Genomic DNA, 16,651 nt, shown 5'->3' with positions numbered 1-16,651 from the left:
GGATGGCCTTGAGCCATCAGCCGACAAACAGGGGGAACACGGATGGAAACTTACAGGTTGCCGTCTGCTCCATTGGAGGAGCGGGTGGCAGATTTGTTGGCCCGGATGACGCTCCGGGAAAAAGTGGGCCAACTCAATCAGCGGATGTACGGTTGGGACGCCTACGTCCGGGAAGACGACGGGTTCGAGCTGACCGACGCTTTTAAGGATGAGGTTGCCAAAGGCGGCGGGATGGGGGCGCTGTACGGCTTGTTCCGCAGCGATCCTTGGTCGGGCGTGAATTACGGGAACGGAATCACCGCGGCGAATAGCGCGAAGGTGGCGAATCTGCTCCAGCGGTACGTGCTGGAGCATACCCGGCTGGGAATTCCCGTCCTGCTGACGGAAGAATGTCCGCACGGCCATCAGGCGCTGGACGGGACTCTGCTGCCGGTCAATCTCGGCGCCGGAGCGACCTGGAATCCGCAACTGATGACGCGGGCGTACGCCCATGTGGCGGCGGAAATTCGCAGCCGCGGCGCGCACGTCGGGCTGGTCTCGGCGCTGGATATTTTGCAGGAACCGCGTTGGGGGCGTTCCGAGGAATGCTTTAGCGAGGATCCTTATTTGGCCGCCCGCTTCGCGGAAGCGGCGGTTCGCGGAATGCAGGGCGACGACCCGAGGAAGTTGGACGCGCCGGACCGCGTCGGGGTCGTCCTGAAGCATTTATGCGCGCAGGGAGCGGCGCAGGGCGGACGCAACGCCGGTCCGGCCGCCATCGGGCCGAGGGAGCTGCGGGAGATCCATCTCCCGGCCGCCCGGGCGGGAGCGCTCGCCGGAGCCGCGGGTTTTATGGCGGCATACAACGAAATTGACGGTGTGCCATGTCATGCCAATCGCGATTTGCTGACCGGCATCCTGCGCGAGGAATGGGGATTCTCCGGCATCGTCATGGCGGACGGCTGCGCCGTGGATCGGCTGTTGGCGCTTGCCGGCAGTCACGAGTCCGCGGCGGCGCTTGCTTTGGCGTCGGGCGTCGATCTCAGTCTATGGGATACCGCCTTTTCGACGCTGGAGGAAGCGGTCCGCCAAGGGCTGGTACAAGAGGCGGACATCGACCGGGCAACCGAGCGCGTGCTGCGGCTTAAATTCCGGCTTGGTCTGTTCGACCGGCCTTACGTGCCGGAGCTTCGGGCGATCTCTGTCGTCGGCAGCCCGGAATTCCGGGCCTTGAACCTGCAGGTGGCCCGCGAATCGGTTGTGCTGCTCAAAAACGAGGGCCGATTGCTGCCGATCGTCGGCCGGCCGCGGCGGATTGCGGTCATTGGCCCGAACGCCGACCGCTTGTACAACCAACTGGGCGACTATACGAGCGTCCAGCGCGAGGGGACCGGAACGACGGTGCTGCAGGGCATCCGTTCATGCGCACCGGAAGGCGCCGAAGTCGTTCATGTCTTGGGCTGCGGCATCCGCGACCGGTCCAAAGCGGGGATCGCCGAGGCGGTGGAAGCCGCGAAGGACGCGGACGTAGCGGTGCTCGTGCTCGGCGGGAGCAGCGCCCGCGAATTCGGGGGCGACTTCGAAGACAACGGCGCGGCGATCGTAAAGGAGGGCAGCCCGTCCGAGATGGACTGCGGCGAAGGCGTCGACCTGGCCGACCTGTCGCTCGGCGGGGTGCAGCGGGAGCTTGTCGAGGCCGTCGCCGCTACCGGCACGCCCGTCGTCGCCGTCCTCATCCAAGGCCGGCCGCACGAGCTCACCGGCATCATCGATGGGTGCGGTGCCGTCCTTTGTGCGTGGTATCCCGGTACGGAAGGCGGCCATGCTATCGCGGAGATCCTGTTCGGAAAGGCGACTCCGAGCGGCAAGCTGCCGGTATCGCTACCGCGTTCCGCAGCCCAACTCCCCGTGTATTACAATCAAAAGGATCCCGGGCGAACAAGAAATTACGTCGACATGCCTTCCGCGCCGCTGTACCCGTTCGGCTATGGGCTTAGCTACACGGAGTTTGCCTATGCCCGGCTTTCTTTGTCCCGGGGGAGCATATCGGTAGCGGAGCTGGAAAGCGGGGAGCAGGTGACCGTCCGCGTCGAGGTCGAAAATACGGGAAGCTGCAGCGGGGCGGAAACGGTCCAGCTGTACATACGGGCTCGGGAAGCGGGTATCACCCGCCGGATCGCCGAACTGAAAGGGTTCAGCAAAATCGAGCTGAACCCGGGCGAACGCCGCACCGTCGAATTTCTCCTGAGCCGGGAGGAACTTGGGATCTGGAATCGGGAACTGCGATTTGCGGCGGTGCCTTGCAAGATCGCCATTCAGGTCGGGGGCAACAGCCGCGACACGATTTCCGCCGAGTTGGCCGTTACGTTTTAGTGGATGTGAGGATCGTTTATTCACAGCGCAAGTATCTGGGGCTGTAAGCCCCGTTACTTGCGCTGTTTTGTCTGGATTGGGGCACTCCGAATCGACAAATGGATGAGAAGCGTCATTTCCGATATAAAAGGCACGGAATTATCATAAAATTTTAAACTTTTTCCAGTAGATTATTCCACTCTAATCGGGCGGCCCGGCCTATACACTGATCATGAAACCAAAAGATCGAGGTGAGGCGGATGGACAACATTCTGGTCTCGATGGAGGGCATCGATAAGCAGTTTCCCGGCGTTCGGGCGCTGAATGAGTGCCGATTTGAACTGAGGAGCGGGGAAGTTCACGCGCTGGTCGGCGAAAACGGGGCGGGCAAATCGACGTTGATGAAAATTTTGACCGGGGTGTACCAGAAGGACGCAGGCACGATTGTGTACAAAGGCAAAAATGTATCCATACCGGATACAAGAACGGCGCGGCAGCTCGGAATCAGCATCATTCATCAGGAGCTTCAACTGATGCCGGATTTAACGGTGGCGCAAAACATCTACATCGGACGTGAGCCGCGAAAATGGCCCAGCCTGCTGCTGGACGAGAAGAAGCTGAACGAGCAGGCTGGCGCGCTTTTTGCGGAATTGAACGTCAAGCTGGATCCCAAGGCCAAAGTCGCCGGATTAACCGTCGCCATGCAGCAAATGGTGGAAATTTCGAAAGCGCTTTCCTATCGATCCGAGGTGCTGATTATGGATGAGCCCACGGCTGCGCTGACCGATGCGGAAATCGACGAATTGTTCCGAACGATACGGCAACTGCGCGACAGAGGCGCCGGCATCGTGTACATTTCGCACCGGATGGACGAATTAAAACGGATCAGCGACCGGATCACCGTCATGCGGGACGGCTGTTATGTGGACACGGTCGAAACCGAAAAGGCGGAGATCGACGAGATTATCTCCATGATGGTCGGGCGGCAGATTTACGCAACCTCGAGACCCGACGTTGGGGACGTCGGCGAAGAAAAGGTGCTTGAGGTCAGGAAGCTTCGCCGCGGTTCGGCGCTGAAGGATGTGAGCTTTTATCTGAAGCGAGGGGAAATCCTCGGGTTTGCGGGACTGATGGGAGCGGGACGGACGGAGGTGGCCCGGGCGATTTTCGGCGCCGATCCGTTCGATGCAGGCGAAATTTTGGTCCGCGGACGGCAGATTCGCTTGAAGAATCCGGCGGACGCCGTAAAACACGGCATCGGCTATTTGTCCGAGGACCGCAAGCGTTACGGCTTGTTGGTGGACTTGGACGTCAAAAGCAATCTTGCGATGGCTTCCATGGGAAATTACCGGAAACGCTTCGGCTGGGTGAAGGCGGAGGAAATCCGTAAAAACGCGGAAGTCCACGTCTCGTCGCTCAACATCAAGACGCCGGGCGTCAACCAGGTGGTGAAATTTTTGTCCGGCGGGAACCAGCAAAAAGTCGTCATCGGCAAATGGCTCACCCGCGATTGCGACATTTTGATCATCGACGAACCGACGCGGGGCATCGACGTTGGCGCCAAAAGCGAAATCTACAAGCTGCTTGACGAACTTGTCCGGCAGGGCAAATCGATCATCATGATCTCCTCCGAACTTCCGGAGGTGCTGCGAATGAGCCATCGCGTACTGGTGATGTGCGAGGGCCGGGTTACAGGTGAACTCCGCGGGGAGGAGGCCACCCAGGAAGCGATCATGAAGCTGGCTACGATGCGGGGATGATGGGAAGAAGAAGCCGGCTTCCGGTGAGGGAGCTGCGCGTAAGAAAATGCTGCGAGCCCATGTTCCGCAAAACTGAACGTATCGCAAAACTGAGCGTATGCTTCCGATGCTGGTTTTGCTGCGATGTAAATTCAAAGAGGCTTAGCTTTACAAAACTTAAGCTGATCCTTCCGAAGCCAGTTTTGTAGCGGTGTAAATCAAAGAAGCCTAGCCTCACAAAACTTTTAGGAGGTCGAAGTTGTGACTGTACTTGAAAAATCGGCCGCAAAGGGCAGACCGGCGCTGCTGCAGGCGGGCGCTACCCAGAAGGTGCTCGCTTTTGCGAGCTTGATCCTGCTGGTCATCGTTTTTTCGCTGGCATCCGAAAACTTTTTCCGCTTTGACAACATCATCGGCATCATGCTGTCCACGGCCGTGATCGGCGTACTCGCGCTAGGCTCCACCTTTGTCATTATCACCGGCGGGATCGACTTGTCGGTAGGGACGGTGATGACCTTTTCTTCCGTCATGGTGGGGGTGGTCATTAGCTTCTGGCACCTGCCGATCCCGTTTGGGATTGTCGGCGGGATTTTGGCGGGAGCGCTGTGCGGGTTCATTAGCGGCTGGCTGGTGGCGAAAATGAGCATACCGCCGTTTATCGCCACGCTTGGCATGATGATGGTGACGAAGGGATTGTCGCTGGTCGTTTCCGGCACCAAGCCGATTTATTTCAACGACACGCCGGGCTTTTCCAAAATCTCGATGGCGACGATACTCGGCGTTCCGCTGGCGGTGTTTATCTTTTTCGGGCTTGCGGTACTGGCGGGAATTGTACTCTCCAAAACGATCATAGGCCGGTATAATTTCGCGCTTGGCAGCAATGAGGAAGCAACCCGGCTGTCGGGAGTGAAAGTGACGTTTTGGAAGATTGTCATCTACGTGATTACTGGTGTTTTTGCCGGGATCGCCGGGGTGCTCATGGCCTCACGGCTCAACTCCGCGCAGCCCTCTCTGGGCGCGGGTTACGAATTGGAAGCGATTGCGGCCGTCGTAATCGGCGGTACCTCGCTTAGCGGCGGACAGGGTTCGATCCTTGGCACGGTGATCGGGGCGCTCATCATGAGCGTGTTGACCAACGGCTTGCGGATTTTGTCCGTCCCTCAGGAGTGGCAGACGGTGATCGTCGGCGGAGTAGTTATTCTGGCGGTGTACGCGGACATTTTGCGGCGGCGCAAGAAGCAGTAGGCGCGATGAGCGTGCGCAGAGGGTCCAAAGTCCAGAATTAGCAGATTGCTGCTGCAAAAGTTTGGAAAGCAAAAGTTTGGAAAGCAAAAGTTTGGAAAGCAAAAGTTAGAAAAGTAAAAGTTAGAAAGCAACAGGATGTAAAAAATGGGTCTGTGAATCGCCAGGTCGGGATTCGCAAGACGGCAAGTTCGCAAGATGGCAAGTCTACAAAACCGCAAAACCGCAAAACCGCAAAACCGCAAAACCGCAAAACCGCAAAACCGCAAAACCGCAAAACCGCAAAACCGCAAAACCGCAAAACCGCAAAACCGCAAAACCGCAAAACCGCAAAACCGCAAAACCGCAAAACCGCAAAACCGCAAAACCGCAAAACCGCAAAACCGCAAAACCGCAAAACCGCAAAACCGCAAAACCGCAAAACCGCAAAACCGCAAAACCGCAAAACCGCAAAACCGCAAAACCGCAAAACCGCAAAACCGCAAAACCGCAAAACCGCAAAACCGCAAAACCGCAAAACCGCAAAACCGCAAAACCGCAAAACCGCAAAACCGCAAAACCGCAAAACCGCAAAACCGCAAAACCGCAAAACCGCAAAACCGCAAAACCGCAAAACCGCAAAACCGCAAAACCGCAAAACCGCAAAACCGCAAAACCGCAAAACCGCAAAACCGCAAAACCGCAAAACCGCAAAACCGCAAAACCGCAAAACCGCAAAACCGCAAAACCGCAAAACCGCAAAACCGCAAAACCGCAAAACCGCAAAACCGCAAAACCGCAAAACCGCAAAACCGCAAAACCGCAAAACCGCAAAACCGCAAAACCGCAAAACCGCAAAACCGCAAAACCGCAAAACCGCAAAACCGCAAAACCGCAAAACCGCAAAACCGCAAAACCGCAAAACCGCAAAACCGCAAAACCGCAAAACCGCAAAACCGCAAAACCGCAAAACCGCAAAACCGCAAAACCGCAAAACCGCAAAACCGCAAAACCGCAAAACCGCAAAACCGCAAAACCGCAAAACCGCAAAACCGCAAAACCGCAAAACCGCAAAACCGCAAAACCGCAAAACCGCAAAACCGCAAAACCGCAAAACCGCAAAACCAAAGGGCGACATTATAACTAAATTAGCTATGACTGCTAAGACACCGAGCTCTTCATGATCGCCAATTGGGGAATTTTGCACATTATGCAACATTTCAGGGCTATGGGCGGGTGGTGAAGATGAAAAGTTGCACTTTTTACAACAAATCTCGCTCCAAAGCCTATTTTTGAGCCGGTCGGCGCCAGAATGTTGCACTTAATGCAACAATTCGGGCAACAGGCAGGCGGAACGGATGAAAAGTTGCACTTTCTGCAACAAAACAGGCTGCTGTCGGCCGCTCGGTCAAATATTGCACTTTAGGCAACATTTCAGGGCTATGGGCGTGTAGTGAGGATGAAAAGTTGCCCTTTTTACAACAAATCTCGCTCCAAAGTCCATTTGTGAGCCGATCGGCGCCAGAATGTTGCACTTAATGCAACAATTCGGGCAACAGGCAGGCGGAACGGATGAAAAGTTGCACTTTCTGCAACAAAACAGGCTGCTGTCGGCCGCTCGGTCAAATATTGCACTTTATGCAACATTTCGGGGCTATGGGCGTGTAGTGAGGATGAAAAGTTGCACTTTTTACAACAAATCTCGCTCCAAAGTCCATTTTTGAGCCGGTCGGCGCCAGAATGTTGCACTTAATGCAACAATTCGGGCAACAGGCAGGCGGAACGGATGAAATGTTGCACTTTCTGCAACAAAACAGGCTGCTGTCGGCCGCTCGGTCAAATATTGCACTTTATGCAACATTTGTTGGGATGGCGGAGAGCCGTAAATGCAAATAGAGTTCTCGATTCTAAATTAGAGTTACCAATACCAATCTGAAGGGGAGATTGAAATGAGAAAAAACAAATGGATGCTCGCTTTGATTTTTATGCTGATGATGGTGATGGCTCTGAGCGCTTGCGGGGAGGGCAATAACAGCAGCGGCGGCAACAACTCCGGCTCCAATAGCGCAAACGGCGGGAGCGATCAAAATCAAAATGCCGGCGGAGACAACGTAGCGAATACGGAAAGCTCGGGCACGGACAACGAGAAAATTTACATCCCGCTCATCTCCAAAGGCTTCCAGCATCAGTTCTGGCAGGCGGTGAAGCAGGGGGCGGAGAAAGGCGCCAAGGAATTCGGCGTGGAAATTACGTTTGAAGGGCCGGAAAACGAATCCCAGGTCGACAAGCAAATCGAGATGCTGCAGGCCGCGCTCGACAAGAAACCAAGCGCCATCGGCCTTGCGGCGCTGGATAGCCAGGCGGCCGTGCCGCTGCTCGAAAAAGCCAAGGCCGCGGGCATCCCGGTCATCGGCTTCGACTCCGGCGTCGACAGCGAAATCCCGGTAACGACGGCCGCCACCGACAATAAAGCCGCCGCCGCACTGGCCGCGGACAAAATGGCCGAACTGATCGGCGGAGAAGGGGAAATCGCCCTGATCGTCCACGACCAAACGAGCCGCACCGGTGTTGACCGCCGCGACGGATTTATGAACCAGATCAAGGAGAAATACCCGAACATCAAAATCGTCGACGTGCAGTACGGCGGCGGAGACCAATTGAAATCCACCGATCTGGCCAAAGCGGTTATGCAAGGGCATCCCGATCTGAAAGGCATTTTCGGTTCCAACGAAGGCTCGGCGATCGGTGTCGTGAACGCGGTGAACGAACTCGGGAAAAACGGCAAGATTACGATTGTTGGCTTCGACTCCGGCAAGCTGCAAACGGATGCGATCCGTAGCGGCACGATGGCCGGCGCGGTAACCCAGGATCCGATCGGCATCGGTTATTGGACCGTCAAAGCCGCCGTCATGGCCATCCGCGGCGAAGCGCTGGAACCGACGATCGATACGGGCTTCCATTGGTACGACAAAACAAACATTGATGCGGATGATATTAAACCGCTGCTCTACGAATAAACTGGGATAGTACAGGAAAATTGTAAGCGCTGTCGAAATGGAGAATGGCGGAGCGGCGCGGCTATAACGGACAATGGATAGCAGGTCTCCTGCAAATAAAACGTCTATTGTCCGTGCGCCGCTTCGCTTCATTTAGACAGAGGAGGGGAGCGGTTTGTACAAATTGATCGTCGTGGATGACGAAGATGAAGTGAGGGAAGGCATCAAGACAAAAACCGATTGGAGCGCCTGCGGCTTTGAGCTGGCGGGCGATTTCGGCAATGGCCGGGATGCGCTCGAAGCGATGGATCAGCTGCGCCCCGACGTGATCCTTACCGATATCTGCATGCCTTTTATGGACGGGCTGGCCCTGGCGGAAAATGTCGTTTCCCGCTACAGGGAGGTCCGTATCGTCATTATCACGGGTTACGAGCATTTTGATTACGCCAAGCAGGCGATCAAGCTGAAGGTGAATGACTATTTGCTGAAGCCGGTGAATCTTCGCGAGCTGACGGAGTTTCTGCAGCAAATGAAGCGGGAGCTGGACGAGGAGCGGTCCAAACGGGAAGATGTAAGCTTGCTGCGCCGGCGCCTGAACGAAAGCCTCCCGCTGCTGCGCGAGAAGTTCCTGGAAAAAATGGCGACGACTCGTATGAGCGAAAAGGAAATCGAAAGCAAGCTGCAATATTTCCAGCTCCGCTTGGCGGGACCTGATTACGTGGCGCTTGTAGCCGATCCGGAAGAATCGGAGCGCGCCGGGGGATCGCCGCTTGCCATGGACGACCGTGAACTGCGCCGTTTTTCGGTTTTTAACATCTTCGAGGAAATTTTCGCCAAAGAGCACGGGGGCTGCGTGTTCCGAACCCGCGACGACAAAATCGGCCTGCTGCTGTCAGGCGAGGGAAATGAGCTGGACTTGTCGGCGCAAACCGCGGCCGAGCAAGCCAAATTCGCCGTGGAGAAATATCTGAAAAGCTCCGTGTCGATCGGCATCGGCCGTCCCTGCCTGCGCCGGAGCGAGCTGCCCCAATCATTCCAGGAGGCCGCCTCGGCGCTGGAATACCGTTTTCTTCACGGCCGCGGAAGAGTGCTGTCGATCAAGGATGTGGAGTACGGCCAGCCCGGTGGAAGGTTCGGCTTCGCCGACTTTGAGAAAAGGCTGATTCCGGCGCTCAAAACCGGACGGTCGGACCTCGTCACCCTGGAGCTGGAGGAAGGTTTTGCACAGCTTCGCCGCACCGCACCCAGCCCTAGAAGATGCTACGCTTTAGCTCATCGTTTACTGGTTGTCCTCATCAACCTGGTCGCGGAGGCCGGGTTTGACGATGTAGAACTGTTCGGCGAGGATCCCTTCTCGCGCATTCCTCCCATGCAAACCCTGGGCGATCTGATCGGCTGGCTGGACCAGCGCTGCCGCGACGTCCTCGCTTTTTTATCCGAGCGGCGGGCCGGCGTCAGCGAAACGCAAATGAAGGATGCCATCGACTATATTCGTCAACATTACAATGACCCCGAGCTGGGACTAACCCAGGTTTGCGGGCACGTGTATCTCAGCCCCAGCTATTTCAGCACTCTTTTCAAACAGCATACCGGTCTTACCTTCGTGGAATACGTTACGCGGCACAGAATTGACAAGGCCAGGGAACTGCTCGCCATAACCCGCCTTAAAACCTACGATATCGCCGGCAAGGTCGGGTATGCGGACCCGCAGTATTTCAGCGTTATTTTCAAAAGAATGACCGGAACGACACCCAAGGAATACCGCGCCGCCGCAAAGGAGCCAATTGGATGAAGCGGATCGGATTTCGCTTTAGGAGCATTCGCACGGAAATCGCCGTCGCTTTTGCCTGCCTGATTCTCTGCACAACCGTTGTCCTGACGCTGAACACTTTTCTACTGTCCTCGGAGGCGGTGAAGCAAAATTCCACGGGTTATACGTCCAAGCTCATTGAGCAGGTCAACACCAATATCGGGACTTACGTAGGCAACATGACCGGGATCTCCGAAATGGCGGTAAAAAACGGAGATTTGCAGGCGCTCATGGGCCGCAGCGATCCGAAAGATCCGGAGGGACGGGAACTTGCGGCTCGGACGGGAGATTTCTTCCGGGCGATCGCCGGGTCGCGGAGCGATATCGCCGCCATTTTGTTCGTCGGGAGCAACGGAGCCGTCGTTTCGGATCGCAGCCCCGGGTATCTCAAAAGCTATCCTGAGCTGATCGGCCAGGATTGGTATAAAGCGGCTAAAGCCGCCGGAGGGCGGGAGACCGCCTCCTCTTCCCGGGTGCAGCATTTGTTTAACGGGGAGTATCGGTGGGTGATATCCATCGGCAGGCAAATTAAGCCGGAAAACGGCGGCGAAACAAGCGGTGTGCTGCTGGTGGACTTGAATTACAGCGTCATCAACGATCTTGGGCGGTCGCTGCAGATGGGGAGCAAGGGGTACGTTTTTATACTCGCGCCGGACGGCAGCCTGGTGTACCATCCGCAGCAGCAATTGGTGTACTCCGGCCTCAAGTCGGAGCCGATCGAAGCGATTTTGAGATCGCAGGATACGGTGTTCGAAGCGGACAGCGGCGGGAAGGAAAAAATGTACACGGTCCAAAGCTCCGTTTTCGGCTGGAAAATCGTCGGCGTTAGCGACCCGGAAGAACTCGTCGGGAACAAAGGGCAAATTCGGAGAACCTCCGTGTTATGGGGCGGCGTTTCCCTGGTCTTGGCTTTGGCGCTGTCCCTGTTTCTGTCGCTGAAGCTGACCAAGCCGATCAAAAATCTCGGCGCGCAGATGAAAAAGATGGAGACCGGCGATTTTGACGTCAGGGTCGACATTACCAGCATCGACGAAATCGGCAGGCTGGCGAGAACTTTCAACCTGATGGCCGCTCGCATCAAGCAGCTGATCAGCCAGTTGGTGCGCGAACAGGAGCAGAAGCGAACGAGCGAGCTTAAGGCGCTTCAGGCGCAAATTCAGCCGCATTTTTTGTACAACACGCTGGATTCGATTATCTGGATGGCGGAAATGGAAAAATCGGGCGACGTCGTGATGATGACCTCCGCTTTATCCAAGCTTTTGAGGTCCAGCATTGGCAGCGGCGAAGAGTTGGTGCCCATCCGCAGCGAGCTGGCGCATGCGCAAAATTACGTCACGATCCAATCGATCCGGTACCGCGGTCAGTTCACATGCTCCGTGGAGGTTGATCCGGACATTCTGGAGTGCTTGACGATTAAAATCGTACTTCAACCGCTTGTGGAAAACGCGGTTTATCACGGTATTCGCAGCAAAGGCGAACCCGGGAACATCGCCATTCGCGGCCGCCGGACGGACGGCGGGATCGAGCTTTCCGTCAGCGACGACGGACTGGGCATGACCCCGGAGAAGCTGCGCGACCTCACGGCAAAATTGGCCCGCCCCACGGAGGCGCTTGACGTTGTTTCTTCCGGTTCCGGTTTATCCGGAGGGCTGGGACTGCATAACGTAAACCACCGCATACGGCTTCATTTTGGCCGGGGTTACAGCCTGAAGATCGAAAGCGAGCTGGGAGAAGGAACGACGGTGCGGCTGATCATCCCGGAGCTGCGGGACGAAGGGGGCGATTCCCGTGGGGAAACGAATGCTGATTCTGTTTAATTCTGCGGTTCTTTTGGCTTTGGCGGCTTGGGGAATTCGTTATATGGGGCAGCTTACGGTACCGAAAACCCCTGTTGTCTGGTACGTGCCGAAATCGCTCGATTCCAGTGTGGAGTTTTGGGTCGCGGCGGGACAAGGCGCGGCCGTTGCCGCCGAGGAGTACGGTGTGAAGCTTGTCGTCAAAGGCACGAAGACGGAAAGCGATATCGCGGGCCAGGCCGCTATTTTACGCGAAGCGTTGTCGGCCAAACCGGATGCCGTCATATTGGCGGCAACGGACCGGAGTGAGCTTGTCCCCGCTGCCCGTGAACTGACCGCCGCCGGAATCAAGCTGGTGACCGTCGATTCGGGCCTTGCGGCGGACGGAATTTCCGCCAGCTTCATCGGAACGGACAATTATGCCGCCGGGCAAAAAGCGGGAGCGATGATCGAAGAGGCGCTTGATGGAGAAGGCGCGGTTGGTATCATCAATACGGTGCAAGGCTCGGAAACCGCCTTGGAGCGGGAGCGGGGAGTCAGGGATACGCTGAAACGCCGGACCGGATTTTCCGTAATGGAGACGCGATACAGCGGGGCGCTCGTGCAAAAAGCCTACGATCTGGCCCGCGAAATGCTGGAGGAAGAGCCGGACTTGCGTGGACTCGTGGCGCTGAACGAACCGACGGCCGTCGGGGCGGCGGAGGCCATCCGCGATATGCAGGCAAGCGGGAGAGTAAGGCTGGTCGGTTTTGACAGCTCCAGGCGCGAAGTTGTGTTTTTGGAGGAGGGGCTGCTGCAGGCGACGGTCGTCCAAAGGCCCTTCAATATGGGCTATTTGGCCGTCAAATCCGCTAAAGCGGTCATCGCCGGAAGGCGCGTGGACGCTGCCGTGGATACGGGGTCTGTGATCGTCACCAAGGCAAACATGTACGGCCGCGAAAATCAAAAGCTGCTCTTTCCGTTTATGGAAGAGCAGCCTTAGGCAAGGGTCAGCGGGGGGATGCTTCTTTTTTTCGCTTCTCCCCGTCCCGGTACGCGGTGGGGGTTTGGCCGGTTACTTTTTTGAAAAGCATCGAGAAATATTTCTCGTTTCCGTATCCGACGGAGGCGGCCACCTCGTGGACCGGCGCCCTGCTGTCGGCAAGCAGCCGCTTCGCTTCCTCAATCCGGCGGGTGATCAGATAGTTGACGGGCGAATCGCCAAGCTCTTTTTTGAACAAATGGGACAAATAATGCTGGCTGACGTAGAGAGTATCGGCGATTTCCTTTAAGCTGATGCTCTGCGTATAGTTTTTATCGATAAACTCCTTGGTGCGGATCGTAATTTCGTTCTTTCCCTTCAATGAAAGAAATTGATGCTTCACGTCGACGATCCGGTAAATGAGCGTAATCAGCGACATCAGCAAATTGCTGGCCAGCGTCTCGTAGCCGAGGACTTGGGAATCGCATTCCTGCAGCATTTCGGACAGGTAGCTCTCGACCTTGAAGGCGTATTTCTCGCAGGAAATGACCGGCTCCACCGTCGGGGGAAGCAGCATGCCCTGCGGAACGCCTTCGATATGCAGGTTGCCGACGCCGCAGTAAATGACCCTAAACGGGTCCGGACTGGAGGAACGCTCCTCGTGTTGAACGCCTGGATTGTAAATCGCCACGTCGCCCTGATGCAGACGGTACGTTTTGCCGCCGATTTGGAACTCCCCGGAACCCTCGACGATATAAATGATTTCGCAGAAATCGTGAATTTGCGGCGGAGCGTAGAAAAAAGACTCGTCGACGACTTGTCCTGCATACAGGAGCTCGGGAATCTTTTGAAAGCGAAAACGGTCTTCTTTGCTATGCGGAATTTCGATCTTCGGCACAAGCGGCCCCTCCCGGCATGATGATGACTTCATTATATCGCAAGTTGGCGGGGGTGAAAAAGCGCAGGTTTGCACAGAGGCTTCTTCAAAAGGCTGCATTCGGATTTGGCTGCTACGATTCGACGGCTCCGGTTTCGGTTACCGCCGCCCGCTCCCTTTGACAGGTTCACTTTTTTGGCGGATCGCTGCAGGCATATGGCAGAATAGTGGGTTATCAAGGCGGGCTCGCCAATTTTACAATAAGGATAATTCAAGATTCAAGGAGGGTATATAAACATGGTTGAAAACGATTACAGATGGCGTGACGGATTCCCGAAAATCGGCATTCGTCCAACGATTGACGGCAGAAGAAGAGGCGTTCGCGAATCCTTGGAGGAGCAAACGATGAATTTGGCCAAGTCGGTGGCCGAGCTGCTGACCGCCGAGCTGCGTTACCCGAACGGGGAGCCGGTGGAATGCATCATCGCGGACACTTGCATCGGCGGTGTGGCAGAAGCGGCAGCGGCGGCCAAAAAGTTCAAGCAAGCCGAGGTTGGCCTGACGATCACGGTAACGCCGTGCTGGTGTTACGGAACGGAAACGATGGATACCGATCCGTCCATTCCGAAGGCGGTTTGGGGCTTTAACGGCACCGGCCGTCCGGGAGCGGTTTATTTGGCAGCGGTACTGTCCGCGCATGCGCAAAAAGGACTGCCGGCCTTCGGCATTTACGGCGAAGACGTGAAAGACGAAGGCGACCAGGAGATTCCTGCCGACGTACAGGAAAAGCTGTTGCGTTTTGCCCGTGCCGGCCTCGCGGCGGCGCAGATGCGGAATCAGGCTTACCTGTCGATGGGTTCCGTATCGATGGGGATCGCCGGCTCGATGGTGGACGCGCGCTTTTTCCAAGAGTATCTTGGCATGCGCAACGAATATATCGATATGACGGAGTTTACGCGCCGGATTGAAGAGGAAATTTTCGATCCGGAGGAATATGAGCTGGCTTTGGCGTGGGTGAAGGAAAACTGCAAGGAAGGGCCCGACAACAATCCGGCTCACCTGCAGACGGACCGGGCGCGCAAAGACCGGGACTGGGAAACCAGCGTGAAAATGACGCTGATCGCACGCGATCTGATGATCGGCAATCCGCGTCTGGCCGAGCTTGGTTTTGAAGAGGAAGCGCAGGGGCACCACGCGATCGCGTCCGGTTTTCAAGGGCAGCGGCAGTGGACGGACCATTTCCCGAACGGCGATTTTATGGAGACGCTGCTCAATTCCTCGTTTGACTGGAACGGCAGACGCGCCCCATATATAGTCGCTACGGAAAACGACAGCTTGAACGGGGTTGGCATGCTGTTCGGACATTTGCTGACCAATACCGCGCAAATTTTTGCCGACGTCAGAACGTATTGGAGCCCGGCATCGGTTGAGCGTGTAGCCGGCTACAAGCTGGAAGGCAGCGCGGCGGGCGGCATTTTGCATCTGATCAACTCGGGATCGGCTGCATTGGACGGCACCGGGGAGCAGTCGAAAGACGGGAAGCCGGCGATCAAGCCGTACTGGGAAATCGGTGGCGAAGAGGTTGGCAAAATGCTGAAAGGCACGCAGTGGCGTCCGGCTTCGCTGGAGTATTTCCGCGGCGGCGGCTTCTCCACAGACTACTTGACCCGGGGCAATATGCCGATGACGATGGTGCGCCTCAACCTGGTGCAGGGCCTTGGACCGGTGCTGCAAATCGCCGAAGGTTACTCGGTCGAGCTGCCGGAGAACGTACACGACATCCTTGACAAACGGACCGACCCAACCTGGCCGACGACCTGGTTTGCGCCAATTTTAACCGGCAGCGGCGCGTTCACGAGCGTCTATGACGTGATGGACAACTGGGGCGCGAATCACGGCGCGATCAGCTACGGCCACATCGGCGCCGATTTGATCACGCTCGCTTCGATCCTGCGCATTCCGGTTGCCATGCACAACGTGCCTAAGGAAAAAGTGTTCCGTCCTCGCGCCTGGGGCCTCTTCGGCACCGAAAGCGCCGAAAGCGCGGATTTCCGGGCGTGCGCGAATTTTGGGGCGATGTATAAGTAAAATGCTTCGGTAATGCGGCCAGGGCTCTGTTGTCCGTCGTCTGCCCGGAATTGCTTCCGCAATTCGGGCGGCGTACTCCCAAAGGGGATCCCCGGCCGTAATACCTTCGCATGGTAGTGGGCAGTGCAAAAGCCGTTGGTGAACGCTTTGCAGCAGGGAAGCTCAGGTAAAGTGCAAAAAACAAGCGGTACTGCTGAAATGTTGTAGTTGGTGCAACAAATTGGAGCAAAGACCGGGTGAAGAGACGGTAATGTTGCATTTAGTGCAGCAATATTGGCTGAAATAGCCATTGTTGGCTCAATTTCTGCTCAAATGTTGCACTTTATGCAACAAAAGGCCCTATCACCGCCTCACACAGTGAAAATCATGCATAATGTGCAACATTTTTGCCTGAACAACTTTTGGATGTTCTACTTTTGTGTCTGCTCCGGAATTAGCAAATGGTTACGGGCCAAGCTGTAAAGTCCGAGTCCAATTCCTGCAAAAATACAGGTTTTTTCGGTGAAAAACGCCGTATTGATCGAGAAACCTGCAAAAGTGCAGGGATTTAGCGGGTAAGGACGCCTATACGAGTTATTGAGGCGTGAAAAGATGTACTTTTACAGGAATTGCAGATCATAACGGCGTTGTGCGAAGAAAAAGATGTATTTTCGCAGTTTTTAGTAACTCTTGGACTTTCCAGCTTTTTCGATCCTTCTGATCCTTCCAATCTTTTTTAATCTTTCTGATCTTCTAGCGGCTAGGCGCTCGAGGCACGATAAACTTGGATCAACACTTGGACATTAATGTGTAAAAACAAGATAGACAGCATGGAGCCATAGAGGCGGAGTTT

10 protein-coding genes are annotated in these 16,651 nt (G+C 56.0%); 9 read left to right on the top strand and 1 reads right to left on the bottom strand.

The window, feature by feature from the left end; all coding sequences use genetic code 11:
* Nucleotides 1–42 precede the first annotated feature (42 nt).
* The 8 genes from ACI48K_RS09700 (at nucleotide 43) to ACI48K_RS09665 (ending at nucleotide 12,875) form a co-directional block, all read left to right on the top strand.
* Nucleotides 43–2,352 carry a glycoside hydrolase family 3 C-terminal domain-containing protein gene (locus ACI48K_RS09700; RefSeq protein ID WP_475027399.1) on the top strand — a complete coding sequence of 770 codons (2,310 nt, stop codon included), beginning with the start codon at nucleotides 43–45 and terminating at the stop codon, nucleotides 2,350–2,352.
* 239 nt (nucleotides 2,353–2,591) lie between these two features.
* Nucleotides 2,592–4,091: a sugar ABC transporter ATP-binding protein gene (locus ACI48K_RS09695; RefSeq protein ID WP_475027398.1), complete on the top strand. Its 1,500-nt coding sequence runs from the start codon at nucleotides 2,592–2,594 to the stop codon at nucleotides 4,089–4,091.
* Between the two features lie 240 nt (nucleotides 4,092–4,331).
* Entirely contained in the window at nucleotides 4,332–5,315 is a 984-nt protein-coding gene (locus tag ACI48K_RS09690; protein WP_475027397.1) for an ABC transporter permease, read from the top strand.
* Between the two features lie 195 nt (nucleotides 5,316–5,510).
* Entirely contained in the window at nucleotides 5,511–6,434 is a 924-nt protein-coding gene (locus ACI48K_RS09685) for a hypothetical protein (protein ID WP_475027396.1), read from the top strand.
* A gap of 806 nt (nucleotides 6,435–7,240) precedes the next feature.
* The gene (locus tag ACI48K_RS09680; protein ID WP_475027395.1) at nucleotides 7,241–8,308 is read left to right on the top strand and encodes a substrate-binding domain-containing protein; all 1,068 of its coding nucleotides are present in this window, start codon (nucleotides 7,241–7,243) and stop codon (nucleotides 8,306–8,308) included.
* 154 nt (nucleotides 8,309–8,462) lie between these two features.
* A complete protein-coding gene (locus tag ACI48K_RS09675; protein ID WP_475027394.1) occupies nucleotides 8,463–10,079 on the top strand; it encodes a response regulator in 1,617 nt (538 codons plus the stop codon).
* The gene (locus ACI48K_RS09670; RefSeq protein ID WP_475027393.1) at nucleotides 10,076–11,914 is read left to right on the top strand and encodes a cache domain-containing sensor histidine kinase; all 1,839 of its coding nucleotides are present in this window, start codon (nucleotides 10,076–10,078) and stop codon (nucleotides 11,912–11,914) included. The genes ACI48K_RS09675 and ACI48K_RS09670 overlap by 4 nt, the downstream gene beginning before the upstream one ends.
* A complete protein-coding gene (locus ACI48K_RS09665) occupies nucleotides 11,886–12,875 on the top strand; it encodes a substrate-binding domain-containing protein (protein ID WP_475027392.1) in 990 nt (329 codons plus the stop codon). The genes ACI48K_RS09670 and ACI48K_RS09665 overlap by 29 nt, the downstream gene beginning before the upstream one ends.
* Before the next feature lie 7 nt (nucleotides 12,876–12,882).
* Here ACI48K_RS09665 and ACI48K_RS09660 read toward each other — a convergent pair whose 3' ends face one another.
* The gene (locus ACI48K_RS09660; RefSeq protein WP_475027391.1) at nucleotides 12,883–13,752 is read right to left on the bottom strand and encodes an AraC family transcriptional regulator; all 870 of its coding nucleotides are present in this window, start codon (nucleotides 13,750–13,752) and stop codon (nucleotides 12,883–12,885) included.
* Between the two features lie 276 nt (nucleotides 13,753–14,028).
* Here ACI48K_RS09660 and ACI48K_RS09655 point away from each other — a divergent pair, with 276 nt between their 5' ends.
* The gene (locus ACI48K_RS09655) at nucleotides 14,029–15,819 is read left to right on the top strand and encodes an L-fucose isomerase (RefSeq protein WP_475027390.1); all 1,791 of its coding nucleotides are present in this window, start codon (nucleotides 14,029–14,031) and stop codon (nucleotides 15,817–15,819) included.
* Nucleotides 15,820–16,651: the final 832 nt, after the last annotated feature.

The sequence above is a fragment of the Paenibacillus terrisolis genome (assembly GCF_056171975.1).
This window is presented reverse-complemented; position numbering and strand designations above follow the sequence as displayed.

What these genes read in the sequence shown, in the direction of transcription:
- ACI48K_RS09700 (WP_475027399.1), top strand. Translation starts at nt 43, where the DNA reads ATGGAAACTTACAGGTTGCCGTCTGCTCCATTGGAGGAGCGGGTGGCA.
- ACI48K_RS09655 (WP_475027390.1), top strand. Translation starts at nt 14,029, where the DNA reads ATGGTTGAAAACGATTACAGATGGCGTGACGGATTCCCGAAAATCGGC.
- ACI48K_RS09670 (WP_475027393.1), top strand. Translation starts at nt 10,076, where the DNA reads ATGAAGCGGATCGGATTTCGCTTTAGGAGCATTCGCACGGAAATCGCC.
- ACI48K_RS09695 (WP_475027398.1), top strand. Translation starts at nt 2,592, where the DNA reads ATGGACAACATTCTGGTCTCGATGGAGGGCATCGATAAGCAGTTTCCC.
- ACI48K_RS09685 (WP_475027396.1), top strand. Translation starts at nt 5,511, where the DNA reads ATGGCAAGTCTACAAAACCGCAAAACCGCAAAACCGCAAAACCGCAAA.
- ACI48K_RS09680 (WP_475027395.1), top strand. Translation starts at nt 7,241, where the DNA reads ATGAGAAAAAACAAATGGATGCTCGCTTTGATTTTTATGCTGATGATG.